This is a genomic window from Bacillus cereus group sp. MYBK5-2, from assembly GCF_051915685.1.
In the GTDB taxonomy this organism is placed as follows: Bacteria; Bacillota; Bacilli; order Bacillales; family Bacillaceae_G; genus Bacillus_A; species Bacillus_A cereus.
Genome location: NZ_JBQAFE010000002.1, coordinates 157,891 through 174,105, shown reverse-complemented (window position 1 = coordinate 174,105; position 16,215 = coordinate 157,891). Strand labels below are relative to the sequence as shown.

Here is a 16,215-nt window from a genome sequence, read left to right as displayed (position 1 = left end):
TCCAACAAAATTCCGCACATATGAGAGGGGTTTATAAAACTATGCGCTACGTTATCATAACAGGAACTTCACAAGGTTTAGGTGAGGCAATCGCTACGCAATTATTAGAAAAAAATACAACTGTCATCTCTATTTCTAGAAGAGAAAATAAAGAGCTTACGAAACTTGCAGAGCAATATAGCAGCAATTGCATTTTTCATTCCCTAGATCTTCAAGATGTACATAACTTAGAAACTAACTTTAAAGAGATCATTTCATCTATTAAAAAAGACAATGTATCCTCTATTCATTTAATTAATAATGCGGGTACAGTTGCACCTATGAAGCCAATCGAAAAAGCTGAAAGCGAACAATTCATTACGAACGTTCACATTAATTTACTTGCACCTATGATTCTTACATCTACATTTATGAAACATACGAAAGACTGGAAAGTAGATAAACGCGTTATTAACATTTCATCTGGTGCAGGAAAAAATCCTTACTTTGGCTGGGGCGCTTATTGTACAACGAAAGCTGGTGTAAATATGTTTACACAGTGCGTAGCAACTGAAGAAGCAGAAAAAGAATATCCAGTAAAAATCGTCGCTTTTGCACCTGGCGTTGTTGATACTAATATGCAATCACAAATTCGTGAAACAAATAAAGAAGATTTCATAAACTTGGACCGCTTCATTGCATTAAAAGAAGAAGGAAAACTATTATCACCTGAATATGTTGCGAAAGCTATTCGTAACTTACTAGAAACTGAGGACTTCCCTCAAGGCGAGATTATTAGAATTGATGAATAACAAAAAGGTGTGCTAAAATAGCACACCTTTTTGTTTTACTTCTCTAAAAATATAAGCACAGACTCCGCAATTTTCTCATAACCAATTTCTTGATAAATTTTATTCGATATCGGATTCGCTAAATCAGTATATAACGTAGTCGTCTTGTACCCTTCATCTAACATACGTTGACTAAGTGCTGCTACACACTTAGATGCGTATCCCTTTTTCCTTGCTTCTTTCGGCGTATATACAAAATTAACTGTTATATTATTTTTAGTTGGTCTCGTTTTTGCAGCTACAGAAACGAGTTTCCCATCCACTTCCAAACCAAACAGTCGATTTGTAGTTATTAATGTATACGCAGTTTGTTTTGCTTCTTCTTTCGTAGTAGGAAGCTTTACGTCTTCACAAAATTGATATATCCACTGTTCTATTAATGGTAATTCATCATTATTTACCGCTCGAAAAAGTCCATTCGCATTACACTTCTTCTTTACTCTGTTCAACTCATACACACCTTGCTCCATTGCAACATGCGTTTTTTTATTTTCTAATACTGCAATCTCTTCCGCTAATTTCTGTACAATTTTCTTATTACCGATCAATCCAGGAATATCCGGATATACTTTCGTTAATTCTTTTGCAAGTTCCTCAATAGTTACTCCCGCAATTTCAGAAGTTGCAACAATGATTTGTTTCTTCTCTTCTGTTTGCAGAAATACAACCGCAATTTCTTCTCCTTGTTTCGCTATCCCCATAAATGTTGGTTGTTGGACCATTTGTAATACACCTAATATGAGATTGTTTTCCTGCTCATTCTTTTCTAGAAATGGTGTAACATCTTCTTTAAAATGAAAAATCTCTTCATATACATGTAATTGAATCATCGACAATCTCTTCTCTCTATTTATATTTTAATTAAGTATTGGCGATTAATTCATTAAATCCCTCTTTTACGATTCAATAATATTCAAAGCTAATGTATTCAAAGCATTTTCAGCTTGTAAAATTCTCTGTTTTTCCTTTTCAAATACATCTTCTTCTTTTCGAAATGACTCTTGTCGATTTTTAATCATACGATTCATTTCTTTTTTACTCGGTCCACCGTATACATTTCTTTTTTGAATAAAAGCTTCTGGCGATATAATTTCTTTCCACTCTTTTTCTAATAAATTTATTTTAAAATGTTCTTGCAAGTACATATTTACCTCTTTGAAGTGTAATTCATGTAGTTCTTTTTTCTGCTCCAATAACATATTTGCAATAGCACTTGCTGCATGATGAGCATGCCGAAATGGAATTTCATAGTTTTTTGTTAAAACATCGGCGAAATCCGTTATCGTTATTGCATGTTTATAGGAACGACTTTTTAACGTTTCTTCTTCTACTTTCATCGTTCGGATCACTGCATTCATCATACAAAAAACACGAATTGCCTTTTCAATCCCTTTATATAAATATGGCTGCAAGTCATCTTCCGTATCGACAATATCACCAAATGGTGTATTATGAATCATTTGAAATACTGTAAATGCTTCTCCTAAAGCACTACTCGTAATTGCACGAGCGTGTTCAATTGAAACCGGATTTCGTTTTTGCGGCATAATACTACTGATTTGTACATATGGCTTTGCAACAGTAATACCGTCATATTCTTTCGTTGCTAACAACAAAAAGTCATGAATCCATCTACTCGTATTCGTCATCATTACCATAAGTAGCGAGCTAACTTCTAATAAATAATCCGCTCCAGCAACAGCATCATATGAGTTCTCAATTACATTTGTAAATCCAAGTAGATGAGCAACTCGTTCTCGTTTAATCGGGAAACTTGTTGTAGAGAGTGCAGCTGCCCCCATTGGAGACTGATTTAAAAGCTGGTACGTTTTTTTCATTCGTTCTAAATCTCTTTGCATCGTATCATAAATTGCTAACGTATAATGACCAAATGTTGTTGGCTGTGCTGGTTGTGTATGTGTATAAGCTGGCATGATCGTTTCCTTATGATCAACGGCAAGTTGCAGTACACTTTCTTGCAATAACAAATGATGTTCTATTAATCGTAATACATATCGCCTTAAACTCATGCGATACATCGTTACGCCCATATCATTTCTACTTCTACCAATATGCATATTACTTACAAAATCGCATTTCGCTTCTTGAGAAATTAAATGTTCGACTAAAAAAAAGAGATCTTCATGCTGCTCTGTATAGAGCAATTGCTCTTCTGGAATTCCCTCTACCTTTTTTAATGCGTGTAATATAACTTTAGCTTCTTCCTTTTTCATTAAATTTTCTTCCGTCAGCATCGTAATATGTGCTTTATGCACTTGAAACATATCTTTCAATAAGTAATTTCTTTGAAAATGAAATACATGTTGTAATATACAATCCACATATGTTTTCCCAGGGAAATCAGCGCCTTCACTCTTTATAAACTCTTCTTTACTTTGTTTCATCACCTTTTCCCCTCTCACCTAAGTATTACTACCCATCATACCCAGAGATAGAAAAAAAGTGCTTGTACATAAAAATAAACTCGGTGCTCTCTGCACCGAGTTTATTTAATAAAAGTCGCATCATACTTATCACTTTGCAACACTTGGAAATGTAAGTTTGCTAAATGTTTCCGTATTTCTGCACTATCGTCTTCATTTAAATTATTCGCCAAAAACACAATCTCCGTACAGTTTCCACGTTTATCCATAGCGTAAACTGCTTTTGTAACCGTCCATGGTGTGTAACCATTCTTTTGCCCCGCATGTCTGAATGTTTTACGGTATTTCTTGGCACTCATGTCTGTTTCAACGATATTTGCCCACACTTTTTCTTCAGCCTCTGTCAAGCCACCTTTATGGTTTGCCTTTTGAAGTAATACCATATAATCATTTGCAGAAGCTGCTGGTAATCTATCTGACCAAATTTTGTCGTAACGTTCCTCTAAATAAAGCGGAATTTCCTTCTGTAATAATGGTCCTTTCTTCTTTAAGCGTTCATGAATAATCATCGCATATTCACGATATTGCTCTTGAGACATTTCTTTTAACTTTTTCTCTATTTTATATTTTGGAACATGTAATTCTTTATGCAAATATCCCGGGATATACAAAGATGAAACGATTGGAAATAGTGGTTGATGTGCAGGAAGTGATAAACTTTGTAAATTTCGATTGATGTTATCTAATCCTAACAATTCCATTAAGTATTCAGCATTTGCATTCGAACTAAACTTAACCATTCCTTTTGCCACTTCTTCTAAAGAAACCGCTCCTTCAGTTATCTTGCCCGTCTTCTCCAAATACTTTTGCCATCTATCTTGTGCACCACCATCTGTATTCGGCACATAATAACGATTCACATCATTAATCGACACGAAACTAGAAGAATCAATTTTCCCTTCAGTAACTTGTTTCGTATATTCAAGCGCCACAATTAATTTCATCGTACTAGCAACTGGCAATACAACATTTGGGTTTACAGAATAAACAACTTTATCATTTCTCTTTACTAGAAGCGCACTATTTTTTTCATCTTTATGTTCTTCAATAAAAGATGCAATATACTGTGCATCATCATTATTTGAACTCCACACTTTTTTCACTAAAAAGTTACCCGATATTAGCAAAACAAAAATACCCACAATTACTGCGCATACTATAGTTTTTTTCAAGTAAAATTCCTCTCCTATTGTGTAACTCTTCTCTATTTATCATTTAAAAACAAAATAATGGAGATGGTCATTTACATAACCATCTCCATTATTTTAACTTGTATGCTCCTATTATGTCTACGTCATAAATTTCACAAAATCCTCAAGAAACTTTTTATAATGTAACGACCAACCAATTCGCACCCAATTTTTTAATGCTTTTGCATCAGGTTGAGGCCGAAAATCAGCAATACTCTCTCCTTTTGCAATTCCAACTGTATCTACATCGACACGACGATATACATAATCTAAAATGGATGGATTTGCCGCAACCATCATTGTAACGACGTCATGTACTGGACTACCTGTTATTTTCGGGTTTAACTTTTTATATGCTTTATAATAATACGTAAATATCGGCTCGATTAACTTATTAAAACTCGTTTTAGAATGTTTCGTAATATATTTTACCATTTCCGGTGTAATAATTGCTTCAGATGTAACGTTAAGTGGCACTAATGTCACATTTTTGGCATTTTGCATAACTAATTGTGACGCAATGGGATCACCATGAAAATTCGCCTCTGCGACTGGTGTTACATTGCCAGGCATTAAGAAAGCACCGCCCATTATATAATATTCTTTCACATACTTCATCATCGGCTTTTCTAAAATAAATGCTGTCGCTAATGTTGTTGATCTACCAGCATCGACTATTATTAATTCTCCTTTATATTTTTCAAGAAGATCAAAAAATGTACAAAAAGGCTTTATATTTGGTGAAAAAGTTTTTGGAGGTTTAATTGGCCCTAAGCCGTCTGTCCCATGAATTTCTGGATAATACGTCGTAATATCTCCGGATAAAGGAATTTTCGCACCATTAATAACAGGTATATCTTCCCGTCCTGCCATTTGCAATAAATATGCGGCATTACTTGTCGCCTTTTCTTGTGTTACATTTCCATATCCCGTTACTACACCAACAATATCGATATCAGGATGCAACAATCCATACATAATTGCTAAAGAGTCATCAATTCCTGGGTCTCCTAAAAATAACACTTTTTTCATCGACCTCAACTCCATCCCCTCAGTTGTTATTAATTTATGAATAACCGTGGATATACAGAATAAAAAAAGAACAAATTCATAAGAAAAAACGCAGTCTTATAAGGACTACGTTCTTCAGCTAACCTATACTGTTTTTTTTACAGCACTCATACTTCCAATAACATAAGCGATAAACGCAAAACAAATCGGGAAGACAACTGTATGTATACCGAACGGATTTGGATAGAAAAGATGAATACACATATATGAGCCTACCCCAACTAAAATAGACGCAAGCGCTCCTGTAGCATTTCCTTTCCTCCAATATAACCCTAATACGATTGGCCAAATGAATGCTGCTTCTAATCCACCGAAAGAAAATAAATTTAGCCATATTAAAAAATCTGGTGGTTTAATCGCCGCTGCATAAACGAGTAGTCCTACAATACCAGTAATCCATAAACTTCCTTTTTTTATCGTACTGTCTGCTGCATCTTTATTTATGTAATTTACGTATATATCTTTAATAATTGACGAGCTTACAAGTAATAATAAAGAGTTTACTGTAGACATAATCGCTGCCATCGGTGCAGCTAAGAAAACTCCAGCTAACCAAGGAGGTAACACTTCCATCGCAAGTAGCGGCATTACTTTATCTGGTACCGTTATACCTGGAAGTACTACTCTTGCAAATACACCAGTTAAATGCATACCGATCATAATTGTGCCAACGACAACGGTTCCAATTATTAAAGCTTGATGCATCGCTTTTGAATTTTTATAAGACATGGCACGCACGCTAATTTGCGGTAAGCCGACAACGCCAATTCCAATTAAAATCCAAAATGATGTAACATATGATTTCGTTAAACTGCCATCTGCTCCGAATGGTGTAATTAACTTTGGGTTAATTTGAACAAGTTCCTGCATAATCTTTTCAATTCCACCACCAGCAATGACAGTAGCAATTAAAATGATTGTCGTTCCAACTAACATAATGATTCCTAATAATGTATCTGATAGAGCAACTGCACGAAATCCACCAATTAATACGTACACAAGTACAGAAAAAGTAAATAAAAATAGTGCTGTTGTATACGATAGACCCGTTAGTGACTCGATTAATCGTCCACCACCGACCCACTGGGCTACTGTCGCTGAAAATAAAAAGATAATAATACATAACGCAGAAAGTATAACAACTGCTTTATTATTGTATCTCCCTTTTAAATAATCGATAAGAGTAATTGCTTCCATCTTCCTAGCGATAATTGCAAACTTTTTACCGATAACCGTTAAAACGATATAGCCTGTTACAACTTGAATCGCAGATAACAGTACCCATCCAAGACCCATATTGTAAGCAATACCAGGGCCACCAATAAAGCTACTTGCACTACCGTACGTAGCAATCATTGTCATCGCTAATAATAAACCGCCTAGCTCACGCCCACCAAGAAAATATTCTTGTAAAAATTTATTATGAGCAGTTGCTTGCACACGTCTTGAAGCATATACACCAATTAAAAATACAACGATAAACGAAATTATCATTGGAATGATTACATACCAATTCATCTATTATTCCTCACTTTTTTCTTCCTCATCGAGTGAAATATCTTGAAATACAAAACGAACAACTAAACTAAGTAAAATAACCATAACGATAAATCCAACGATACAGCTATAAAAAAACCATGCGGGAAAACCTAATACATATGTATATTCATTCGGATTTTTACTACCAAGCCCATAAGCAAATCCGTACCATATTATAAAATTAATAATAGCAAGTCCAAGACCAATTAACGCTTCTCTATGGGCTATTCGAAAGCGTGGATCATCATGATAATCTTTCATTTTTACCCCTCCTCTCACGATGTATTATTGTACCATTGTTCTTCTAGTTTTTCCTAATAGAAAGTAAAAACAAGCAGGATTTTTTATAATCATATAGAAGCTTCTCTTACATTACATATTTTTTACAATTGTAACACAAATGAAATTTGAATTTTCAGTATTTCTTAATTATGATTTTAATTAGAGGCTTTCCATCTAGTTTCCACATCCTTGATTTCGGAATAAGCGCCGTCTCGTACTGCGTTTACATTATATTTTCAAGGGGGTTATACAATGAGTCAACTAGCTGTAAATCTTCATGAAAAGGTAGAGAAATTTCTTCAAGGTACAAAAAAGTTATATGTGAATGGATCTTTCATCGAAAGCGCTTCCGGTAAAACATTTAAAACACCTAACCCAGCAACTGGTGAAACTCTTGCCGTCGTTTCTGAAGCTGGTCGCGAAGATATTCATAAAGCTGTAGTCGCAGCTCGTATGGCTTTTGACGAAGGTCCTTGGTCTCGTATGAGCACTGCTGAGCGAAGCCGTCTCATGTACAAGTTAGCTGATTTAATGGAAGAACATAAAGAAGAGCTTGCACAGCTCGAAACATTAGATAACGGAAAGCCAATCCGTGAAACAATGGCAGCAGACATACCACTTGCAATTGAGCATATGCGCTATTACGCTGGTTGGGCTACGAAAATCGTTGGTCAAACAATTCCTGTTTCCGGTGATTACTTTAACTATACACGCCATGAAGCTGTTGGTGTCGTTGGTCAAATTATCCCTTGGAACTTCCCGCTTCTTATGGCAATGTGGAAAATGGGAGCAGCGCTTGCTACAGGATGTACAATCGTTTTAAAACCTGCAGAACAAACTCCACTATCTGCTCTATACTTAGCTGAATTAATTGAAGAAACTGGATTCCCGAAAGGTGTTATTAATATCGTACCTGGATTCGGTGAATCAGCTGGACAAGCTCTCGTTAATCATCCACTCGTTGACAAAATTGCATTTACCGGTTCTACTCCTGTCGGTAAACAAATTATGCGACAAGCATCCGAAACATTAAAACGCGTTACACTTGAATTAGGCGGTAAATCACCAAATATCATATTGCCAGATGCTGATTTATCTCGCGCGATTCCTGGTGCACTTTCTGGTGTTATGTTTAACCAAGGACAAGTATGCTCTGCTGGATCACGCTTATTTGTTCCGAAGAAAATGTATGATAATGTCATGGCTGATCTCGTCCTCTATTCTAAAAAACTAAATCAAGGTGTCGGTCTTAACCCTGAAACAACAATTGGCCCTCTCGTTTCCGAAGAACAACAAAAACGTGTAATGGGCTACATTGAAAAAGGGATTGAAGAAGGCGCTGAAGTACTTTGCGGAGGAAGTAATCCATTCGATCAAGGCTACTTCGTTTCTCCTACAGTATTCGCTGACGTAAATGATGAAATGACGATCGCAAAAGAAGAAATTTTCGGTCCAGTTATTTCTGCAATACCGTTTAACGATATTGACGAAGTAATTGAACGTGCAAATAAATCACAATTCGGCTTAGCGGCTGGTGTGTGGACAGAAAATGTTAAAACAGCACACTATGTTGCAAGTAAAGTACGTGCAGGTACAGTATGGGTAAACTGTTATAACGTCTTTGATGCAGCATCTCCATTTGGAGGATTTAAACAATCTGGTCTTGGCCGTGAAATGGGATCTTACGCATTAAATAACTATACAGAAGTAAAGAGCGTTTGGCTTAACTTAAATTAATGAGAAAGAACCTGACCTACCTGGTCAGGTTCTTTTCATTATGTATTCCTTTAAACTTGCAGTCCTCCGCTCACATTTAATACTTCACCTGTAATATAAGATGCGTATTCTGATGCTAAAAAGGCTGCTGCGTTCGCAATATCTTCTGGCGTTCCAATTCTACCAACTGGAATAGCGCCAACCATCTTTTCTTTCACTTTATCTGGTATCGTTTTGGTCATATCTGTATCCATAAACCCCGGACAAATCGCATTACAAGTAATACCGAAACTTCCAACTTCTTTCGCTGCTGTTTTCGTTAATCCTACAACTCCTGCCTTTGTAGCCGCATAATTTGCTTGACCTATGTTTCCTTCTCTACTAATTGAAGATATATTAATAATGCGTCCATACCCTTGTTGTCTCATGTAAAGAAGCGCGGGTTGCATACAATAAAAAACTCCAGTTAAATTCACTTGTAATACTTGTTCCCAAGCAGACTTCTCCATTTTATGTAACATTGCGTCTCTTGTAATTCCAGCATTATTCACCAAAATATGTAATGTACCAAATTTTTGAACCGCATATTCAATTAACGACTTTGCTTCATTTTGATTACTCACATCACATCGATATGAGCACACTTCATATCCTTCATCTGATAACTCATGTGTCGTTTTTTGTAGATTCTCTTCATTTACATCGCTAATTAATACTTTCGCCCCTAGTTTTGCATAAACCCTTGCAATCTCTTTTCCAATTCCCTGTGCAGCTCCTGTTACAACAGCTGTTTTCCCATTTAAAAACTCCATTCCTATCCCCCATTTCTATTACTTATACTGTATATTTCGGCTCCTTGCTTTCCAATTCCTCTTTGTATAAAACAGTCTATTTGTGTCAAACTAACTTTGCAACGTCGCATAAACGCAAGGAGATTGTGTCGAATGAACAAAAAGAATTTCAAACAAAGCAAAGCAACGGATGGCATTGATGTTGAGTTCTCTCGCGAACTTGCTGACCACAATGACTTAGAAGCAAACGCACGTGCAAATGCCGCTGATGCACGTCAAAAGCGCCAATCAACCGAAAAATAAGGTACATCACAACCTTATTCTTTTCAAAAGGGACCTACTACCCAACAAAATAAACCGAGAGACATCTCTCGGTTTATTTTCTATATTTTTTTGCATAATGAGCCAAAGTAAGCAACGGATATATATGAGCATAACTATGATAACGAATATAAAACCCACCTGGTAAACCTGTTCCAGTAGGATATTTTTCATTTATATAAGAGTTGGAGAGCAAATATGAAATACCTTTTCGAATAACTGGCGTTTCTTTATCATAGTAAGAGATGAGGGCATCTAACGCCCATGCTGTTTGGGATGGTGTACTAAATGGCAAAGTAACAAATCTTTTTTCCACACTACTTTGGCAAGATTCTCCCCAGCCACCATCTTCATGCTGTATATGTTCAAGCCATAAAGCTGCTCGTTTCACTGATGGATCGCTAGATGGTATTCCTAGTGACCGTAAACCAGTCAACACTGCCCACGTACCATATATATAACAAATTCCCCATTTCCCATACCACGATCCATTTTCCTCTTGTACATTCATTAACCAATTTATCGCACTTTGTTTTTGTTTCTCGGGCAATTCATTTTGCGTATACGTTCCGAAAAATTCTAATACTCTTCCTGTAATATCTGGTGTAGAAGGATCTGTAATCATATCACTTGCATTTTCGATTGGTAAATTTGCTAATATACGGCTCGTTACCCCTTTTTCAAAAGCCCCCCAACCACCATCATTATTTTGCAATCCTTTAACCCAATTAACCGCTCGCTTCCAAGCAGTGTCTACATTTTCGTCCCCTCTACTTCGCGCCAATGCTCTTAACGCAGCAGTTGTATCATCAATATCTGGAATCGTCGTATTCACATCCGAAAAGCCCCAACCACCCGGGAAGAGATCCGGTGCATGTACACTCCAATCTACTTTCTTCGTTTGCTGTTTTCTTAGTAAATATGCTGATGCATTGTGAATCACTTTACTTGCTTTCGGAACTTGAGCTTCTTGCAAAGCATAACTGAGTAAAGCTGTATCCCATACAGTTGATGGAGAGTTTTGCAAATGGCTCCCTCTCTCCATCTTCCATATATAAGATGTGATTCCCGTTATAGCTTTTTGAATAATTGGTGATTGAATAGAATGTCCTAATGCAAGTAAAGCATAAATCATATAAAACGAGGCAGTTGCGTAGCTATATAATGTTCCATTTTCATCAATACGCTCTTTCATAAAACGTTCTACTTCCTCATATCCTTTATGATGCAAAGAAAGTGGATACGTTATAATTTTCTTCACGTCACTTACTAACGTTTGAAAAACTGGAGACCGATCCTCCCGAAACCATTCTCCGCCCCCGCCTGCAATGTGATTTAAATTTGGCAATAACTTTTTCCCTACTCGGAATCTTTTATTTAAACACAACATCATCGGAATTAAATGAATACGTGCTGAGCTACTCAGTTCAAAAATACTGAGAGGGGAATCATTCTGCAGAAACATAATTGGTGTTGGCAAATGAAAGAGAGAAGGATATTCATATTCTCCATGAATCGCTAATAAAAACTTCGTCATAAAATGAGCACGCGCTACCCCACCGCGCTCATTTATAAACATTTCCGCTCGCTTCATATTCGCATCTTCTTTTGTATATTTTTCCGATGCAAGTAAGGCAGCATAAGATTGAATTGTAGCAGATAAATTACCACCCACTTCATCTTCATACAATTTCCATGTTCCTTCATTTGTTTGGAGTGATGCTAATCTTTTTACAAACGGTTCTATCTCTTTATCTTTACCTAATAATTTTAATAAAAAAATCATATGACAATCTGTTAGTGGCGCTCCTTCAAAACAAAACCGCCACGTACCATCTTGCCGTTGCATTGTTTGAAGTGCAGTTGTTCTTCTCGCTATTTCTTCATGCACTTTTTCATATAATAACAAGTTGCTCACCCACCCTTTCGAAATCCGTATAACGATATTCAAAAAGGTAGCTGAATATGTATAAAAACAAAGAAAAGCAGAACATATAAAATGTTCTGCTCATAAACAATACCCTACTCCGACAATAATCCCTAATAAAGCACCGACTACTACTTCATACGGTGTATGCCCAACAAGTTCATTTAACTTCTTATATTCTGTTTCTCTACCGTGAAAAAAATCATTCAATATTTTTGCTTGTTTACTTACTGCAAGCCTTACTCCTGAAGCATCATACATAACAATAATGGCAAAAATTGTAGCAACCGCAAACATCGAGCTTTCCACACCTTCCACTACTCCAACTCCTGTAGCAAGCGCTGTAACTGTTGAAGCATGAGAACTTGGCATCCCACCTGAAGCAAAAAACTTTGCAAAATCAAATTCACCTGTTTTAACTAATTTGAAGACTACTTTCGTTAATTGTGCTAAAAACCATGAAATTACAGCTGCCATAAGCGGATCATTATGTAAAATTGTTTCCATGTTCTCAGCTCCTTACTGACTATAATGGAAATTCTATATAATATAAGTATAAAGAAAAATGCGTAGAAAATACTACGCATTATGATACTTTTGCTGATTTATTTTTTATAAATTTCGGTTGTTTCTGCACTAAAAACTTAGTCTTCGCTACCGAGAATACAAATAATGCAACCCATATACAGAAAAATGCAATCATATGAGTAGATGTGAAATGTTCACCAAATACGAACACACCTAAAATTAAGCTAATTGTTGGTGCAATATATTGTAAAAAACCTACCATATAAAGCGGAATAAGTTGGGCTCCTTTTGCAAAATAAAAAAGTGGTAGAGCTGTAACAATACCTGCTCCTATTAATAGTAATGTCGATAACATTGAAATAGATCCAAATGAGCCGAAACCATGGGCGCCTGTCATAACAAGGTAAATGATTGCAAGCGGTGTCACTAACATCGTTTCCATCGTAAGTCCAATTGTAGCATCATAGTTTAACAGTTTTTTCGTTAATCCGTATAATCCAAATGAAAAGGCAAGTGAAAGAGAAACCCACGGAATAGATCCGAAACGCACTGTTAAAATGATAACCCCCACTCCAGCTAAACCAACTGCAACATATTGCCAGAAGTTTAACTTTTCCTTTAAAACGACTGTACCAAGTAAAATACTAATAAGCGGATTAATATAATAGCCAAGACTCGCTTCAATAACATGATTATGATTAACGGCCCATATGTAAACAAACCAGTTTCCGCTAATCAAGACTGAAGCTATTGTTAATGACATTAATAATTTAGGTCGTTTAAAAAGATTCACAAATTCCCCAATAAACTGACGAAACCTCTTCGTAACACCTAATACGAGTAACATAAAAACAAACGCCCAAACGATGCGGTGTGCTAATATTTCATCTGCTGGAACTTCCTCAACCCATTTCCAATAAATCGGTAGGATTCCCCACATCGTGTAAGCACCAGCCGCGTATAGTATCCCTTTTTTTTGCTCTGCTGATTGACTCCCCATCTTCCTTTTTCTCCTCTTCTCATTTTTTCTCCATTATACGGTCTCACATGCTCACTTTACCAATAATCAATCTGCATTTCTTTCGACATTTCTCATACAACGAATAATAAACATACCGTTATTACAACAAGTAACGGTATGCCGAAAACAAATTTCTTTTTATGAGTTTTATGATGAAACATATACATGCCGATCCAAGCTCCAACTGCTCCTCCAGCTGCCGCCAATAAAAACAACGTACTTTCTGGCGTTCTCCACTGTTTCTTCTTTGCTTTTCGTTTATCAAGCCCCATAAGGCTAAAAGCTATAACGTTAATAATAAGAAAATAAATCCATTTCATCGCTTTCTCTCCTTATGAAAAATTCGATTAATAGTAACACGAAAAAACGACGGAAACAACTGAAGATCACTTTTTAGCACACTAGTTTAGTTGGTTGTTCTTAATTCATTACTTTCATATTTACATAGCCAATAAAAAGCGCGATTACAGCTATTAAAAAGAAAGATGTTATGAGTATATATTTATATTTCTTTTTCATTTCCTTCACCTACTGTAGTCATATCACCAAAAAAGTTTCTTTTAATCTCTTTCTCATCAAAATGAAGTACTACAAGTAAACCGACATATAAAGAAACCAAATTTAAAAACCATTCCCCATTATCATCTTTCTTAGCTAGACATTTAAATATCTCTTGAAATTGCATGCGCTCATCTGAAGCAACAACCGGTCGCACACCAAAATATTTCAATACGAAATGTAAATCCATCTGCACGGATAATGATAAAATATATTTTAATAGCTCCGTATATTCTGCACTATTTTTTTGACTATACAACTTCACAAGCTTTTGATGTAAATGAGAAATCGATAATGTTACGTCATTCGTTTTTGCTGCTTCTATCGCTTCAATCATCTTTTTCATATTCACCACATTCACCCCTCCTGGAAAAATTCTAAAGCCAAAGAGTATTCATCTTACCTCATAATGTGCAATAATTGTGCATTTCTCGTCTCTCGTTCTTCTTCACTAACTAAATCATACTTTTTTAGAAGATGAAAAATATCATTTAATGTTTCCTGTGAATGATTACCTTGCAAAAATCCCTTTAACCCTTTAAAAATCTCTTCAGATAAAAAACTCTTTTGACTTTCAAGTTTATTCATTACATCTTCAATAGAATGATCGATATTACACTTCATAAAAAATTCCTCCTCTATCCTTTATAAATAATATCTTCTGCTAACGATGTAAACACTTCTCCAACAAGAGAATCTTCATCATATACAGATGAACCGCTATTTTCTTCGCGTTTTGCAAAAGGTACTTGTGCTATTACTTCTGTTTGCAATTGTTCTGCTAACATTTCGCCGCCGCCTTTTCCGAAGAGATAATTTTTCGATCCATCTTGTTCTTCATAATAAGCCATATTTTCCACAATACCTAAAATCTCATGCTTCGTATGTTTTGCCATTACACCAACTCTTGAAGCAACGAATGAAGCTATATTGTGCGGAGTTGTAACAATTATTTCTTTCGCTTGCGGAATCATCGCTGCAACATCAATCGCAACATCTCCTGTACCTGGTGGTAAATCAAGTAATAAATAATCTAATTCTCCCCAGTGCGTATTCGCAAGGAAATTTTGAATCCATTTATTTAGCATCGGTCCGCGCCACATCACTGGGTTATTTCCTTCTGTAAAGAATCCCATCGACATGATTTTAACACCGTGACTAATGACTGGAATTGCCGTTTGATCAATCATCGTTGGTTTCTTATTCGTTTCCATCATAGCCGGAATACTAAAACCATATATATCTGCATCTAATATCCCCACTTTTTTGCCCATACGAGCTAGTGCAGTTGCAAGATTAATTGTCACCGTTGATTTTCCAACTCCGCCTTTTCCGCTCGTTACAGTAATAAAACGTACTCCTGAATTCGGGCGAAGCATGCTCGGCATACCAGTTTCTGTTCTAGTATTTCGCTTTAACTTCTCTGTTAAAGCTGCACGTTCTTCTTGTGTCATAGAACCAAATGTTACCTCCACTTTAGAGGCACCAATTGCGTGAAGCGATTCTTCAATATCTTGTTGAATTTTTGCTTTTAACGGACAACCTTGGATTGTTAGTACTACTTCAAGTTTAACCTCTGTTCCGTTCATTTGTATATTTCTAACCATATTTAATTCTACAACACTTTTGTGTAACTCTGGATCCTCTACATGTTTTAATGCATTCATTATTTGTTCTTGAGTAAGCATAGAACTCATCCCTTCTCTTATTCTAATTTATATACAACATTTTCTTGGCACTTCATCTGGTGAAAAAGCTTATTATCCCCCGCTAACGGGTGGGATTAATGCGACTATATCTCCGGCTTTTATCATCTCTTCATTCATTACAAACTCTTCATTAACAGCCACCATCACTTTATCCAGCGATTGTAAACAATAGCTGGCTTTGAGCCATTCTTTTAATTGCTGCACTGTCATTTCTTGCTTTTCTGAAATTACTAATCGATCCGATCCAACTTCCTCACGCAAATTTGCAAACAGTAAAATTGTAATCAT

General features: G+C 36.0%; 18 protein-coding genes. 3 read left to right on the top strand and 15 right to left on the bottom strand.

Going from position 1 to position 16,215, the window contains the following annotated elements; all coding sequences use genetic code 11:
- The first annotated feature begins 41 nt into the window (after window positions 1-41).
- Complete coding sequence (locus tag ACTFP3_RS09200; protein ID WP_326036415.1) at window positions 42-791, top strand: (S)-benzoin forming benzil reductase; 750 nt, start codon at window positions 42-44, stop codon at window positions 789-791.
- A gap of 35 nt (window positions 792-826) precedes the next feature.
- On the opposite strand, the gene ACTFP3_RS09195 is transcribed toward ACTFP3_RS09200, so the two are convergent.
- From ACTFP3_RS09195 to ACTFP3_RS09170, 6 genes are all read right to left on the bottom strand, one after another.
- Window positions 827-1,660, bottom strand: coding sequence for a GNAT family N-acetyltransferase (locus tag ACTFP3_RS09195; protein WP_000615382.1), 834 nt, complete (start codon window positions 1,658-1,660; stop codon window positions 827-829).
- A 66-nt stretch (window positions 1,661-1,726) separates the two neighbouring features.
- A complete protein-coding gene (gene argH, locus ACTFP3_RS09190; RefSeq protein ID WP_326036416.1) occupies window positions 1,727-3,235 on the bottom strand; it encodes an argininosuccinate lyase in 1,509 nt (502 codons plus the stop codon).
- Between the two features lie 101 nt (window positions 3,236-3,336).
- Window positions 3,337-4,446, bottom strand: a complete 1,110-nt coding sequence (locus ACTFP3_RS09185; protein WP_000751366.1) for a serine hydrolase — start codon at window positions 4,444-4,446, stop codon at window positions 3,337-3,339.
- A gap of 117 nt (window positions 4,447-4,563) precedes the next feature.
- Entirely contained in the window at window positions 4,564-5,496 is a 933-nt protein-coding gene (locus ACTFP3_RS09180) for a nucleoside hydrolase (protein WP_000756457.1), read from the bottom strand.
- A gap of 123 nt (window positions 5,497-5,619) precedes the next feature.
- A complete protein-coding gene (panF, locus tag ACTFP3_RS09175) occupies window positions 5,620-7,053 on the bottom strand; it encodes a sodium/pantothenate symporter (protein ID WP_001104820.1) in 1,434 nt (477 codons plus the stop codon).
- 3 nt (window positions 7,054-7,056) lie between these two features.
- Window positions 7,057-7,335 (bottom strand): YhdT family protein, encoded by a 279-nt coding sequence (locus ACTFP3_RS09170; RefSeq protein WP_000656239.1) that lies wholly within the window; start codon window positions 7,333-7,335, stop codon window positions 7,057-7,059.
- Window positions 7,336-7,608: 273 nt separating this feature from the next.
- Here ACTFP3_RS09170 and dhaS point away from each other — a divergent pair, with 273 nt between their 5' ends.
- Window positions 7,609-9,093, top strand: a complete 1,485-nt coding sequence (gene dhaS / locus ACTFP3_RS09165) for an aldehyde dehydrogenase DhaS (protein ID WP_440010143.1) — start codon at window positions 7,609-7,611, stop codon at window positions 9,091-9,093.
- A gap of 50 nt (window positions 9,094-9,143) precedes the next feature.
- On the opposite strand, the gene fabG is transcribed toward dhaS, so the two are convergent.
- Window positions 9,144-9,884 carry a 3-oxoacyl-ACP reductase FabG gene (gene fabG, locus ACTFP3_RS09160; RefSeq protein WP_025708953.1) on the bottom strand — a complete coding sequence of 247 codons (741 nt, stop codon included), beginning with the start codon at window positions 9,882-9,884 and terminating at the stop codon, window positions 9,144-9,146.
- 132 nt (window positions 9,885-10,016) lie between these two features.
- Here fabG and ACTFP3_RS09155 point away from each other — a divergent pair, with 132 nt between their 5' ends.
- On the top strand, window positions 10,017-10,166 hold the full coding sequence (locus tag ACTFP3_RS09155) for a YfhD family protein (RefSeq protein WP_001035815.1): 150 nt from the start codon (window positions 10,017-10,019) through the stop codon (window positions 10,164-10,166).
- A 73-nt stretch (window positions 10,167-10,239) separates the two neighbouring features.
- On the opposite strand, the gene ACTFP3_RS09150 is transcribed toward ACTFP3_RS09155, so the two are convergent.
- The 8 genes from ACTFP3_RS09150 to moaD form a co-directional block, all read right to left on the bottom strand.
- Complete coding sequence (locus ACTFP3_RS09150) at window positions 10,240-12,093, bottom strand: terpene cyclase/mutase family protein (protein ID WP_440010140.1); 1,854 nt, start codon at window positions 12,091-12,093, stop codon at window positions 10,240-10,242.
- Window positions 12,094-12,192: 99 nt separating this feature from the next.
- Window positions 12,193-12,618 carry a divergent PAP2 family protein gene (locus ACTFP3_RS09145; protein ID WP_000447820.1) on the bottom strand — a complete coding sequence of 142 codons (426 nt, stop codon included), beginning with the start codon at window positions 12,616-12,618 and terminating at the stop codon, window positions 12,193-12,195.
- A 79-nt stretch (window positions 12,619-12,697) separates the two neighbouring features.
- Window positions 12,698-13,639, bottom strand: a complete 942-nt coding sequence (gene rarD, locus ACTFP3_RS09140) for an EamA family transporter RarD (protein WP_000535539.1) — start codon at window positions 13,637-13,639, stop codon at window positions 12,698-12,700.
- A gap of 92 nt (window positions 13,640-13,731) precedes the next feature.
- Window positions 13,732-13,980, bottom strand: a complete 249-nt coding sequence (locus tag ACTFP3_RS09135) for a DUF1294 domain-containing protein (RefSeq protein WP_326036419.1) — start codon at window positions 13,978-13,980, stop codon at window positions 13,732-13,734.
- Window positions 13,981-14,162: 182 nt separating this feature from the next.
- The gene (locus ACTFP3_RS09130; RefSeq protein WP_440010624.1) at window positions 14,163-14,570 is read right to left on the bottom strand and encodes a hypothetical protein; all 408 of its coding nucleotides are present in this window, start codon (window positions 14,568-14,570) and stop codon (window positions 14,163-14,165) included.
- Between the two features lie 47 nt (window positions 14,571-14,617).
- Complete coding sequence (locus ACTFP3_RS09125; RefSeq protein WP_440010137.1) at window positions 14,618-14,842, bottom strand: hypothetical protein; 225 nt, start codon at window positions 14,840-14,842, stop codon at window positions 14,618-14,620.
- Between the two features lie 14 nt (window positions 14,843-14,856).
- Window positions 14,857-15,906: a P-loop NTPase gene (locus ACTFP3_RS09120; protein WP_440010135.1), complete on the bottom strand. Its 1,050-nt coding sequence runs from the start codon at window positions 15,904-15,906 to the stop codon at window positions 14,857-14,859.
- A gap of 72 nt (window positions 15,907-15,978) precedes the next feature.
- The gene (moaD, locus tag ACTFP3_RS09115; protein WP_000628500.1) at window positions 15,979-16,215 is read right to left on the bottom strand and encodes a molybdopterin converting factor subunit 1; all 237 of its coding nucleotides are present in this window, start codon (window positions 16,213-16,215) and stop codon (window positions 15,979-15,981) included.

Bases quoted from the DNA above. Each gene is read 5' to 3' on its own strand.
- moaD (WP_000628500.1), bottom strand. From the start codon at position 16,215: ATGATTACAATTTTACTGTTTGCAAATTTGCGTGAGGAAGTTGGATCG.
- ACTFP3_RS09155 (WP_001035815.1), top strand. From the start codon at position 10,017: ATGAACAAAAAGAATTTCAAACAAAGCAAAGCAACGGATGGCATTGAT.
- ACTFP3_RS09135 (WP_326036419.1), bottom strand. From the start codon at position 13,980: ATGAAATGGATTTATTTTCTTATTATTAACGTTATAGCTTTTAGCCTT.
- ACTFP3_RS09125 (WP_440010137.1), bottom strand. From the start codon at position 14,842: ATGAAGTGTAATATCGATCATTCTATTGAAGATGTAATGAATAAACTT.
- dhaS (WP_440010143.1), top strand. From the start codon at position 7,609: ATGAGTCAACTAGCTGTAAATCTTCATGAAAAGGTAGAGAAATTTCTT.
- ACTFP3_RS09170 (WP_000656239.1), bottom strand. From the start codon at position 7,335: ATGAAAGATTATCATGATGATCCACGCTTTCGAATAGCCCATAGAGAA.
- rarD (WP_000535539.1), bottom strand. From the start codon at position 13,639: ATGGGGAGTCAATCAGCAGAGCAAAAAAAAGGGATACTATACGCGGCT.
- ACTFP3_RS09120 (WP_440010135.1), bottom strand. From the start codon at position 15,906: ATGCTTACTCAAGAACAAATAATGAATGCATTAAAACATGTAGAGGAT.
- ACTFP3_RS09145 (WP_000447820.1), bottom strand. From the start codon at position 12,618: ATGGAAACAATTTTACATAATGATCCGCTTATGGCAGCTGTAATTTCA.
- ACTFP3_RS09195 (WP_000615382.1), bottom strand. From the start codon at position 1,660: ATGATTCAATTACATGTATATGAAGAGATTTTTCATTTTAAAGAAGAT.
- argH (WP_326036416.1), bottom strand. From the start codon at position 3,235: ATGAAACAAAGTAAAGAAGAGTTTATAAAGAGTGAAGGCGCTGATTTC.
- fabG (WP_025708953.1), bottom strand. From the start codon at position 9,884: ATGGAGTTTTTAAATGGGAAAACAGCTGTTGTAACAGGAGCTGCACAG.
- ACTFP3_RS09200 (WP_326036415.1), top strand. From the start codon at position 42: ATGCGCTACGTTATCATAACAGGAACTTCACAAGGTTTAGGTGAGGCA.
- ACTFP3_RS09180 (WP_000756457.1), bottom strand. From the start codon at position 5,496: ATGAAAAAAGTGTTATTTTTAGGAGACCCAGGAATTGATGACTCTTTA.
- panF (WP_001104820.1), bottom strand. From the start codon at position 7,053: ATGAATTGGTATGTAATCATTCCAATGATAATTTCGTTTATCGTTGTA.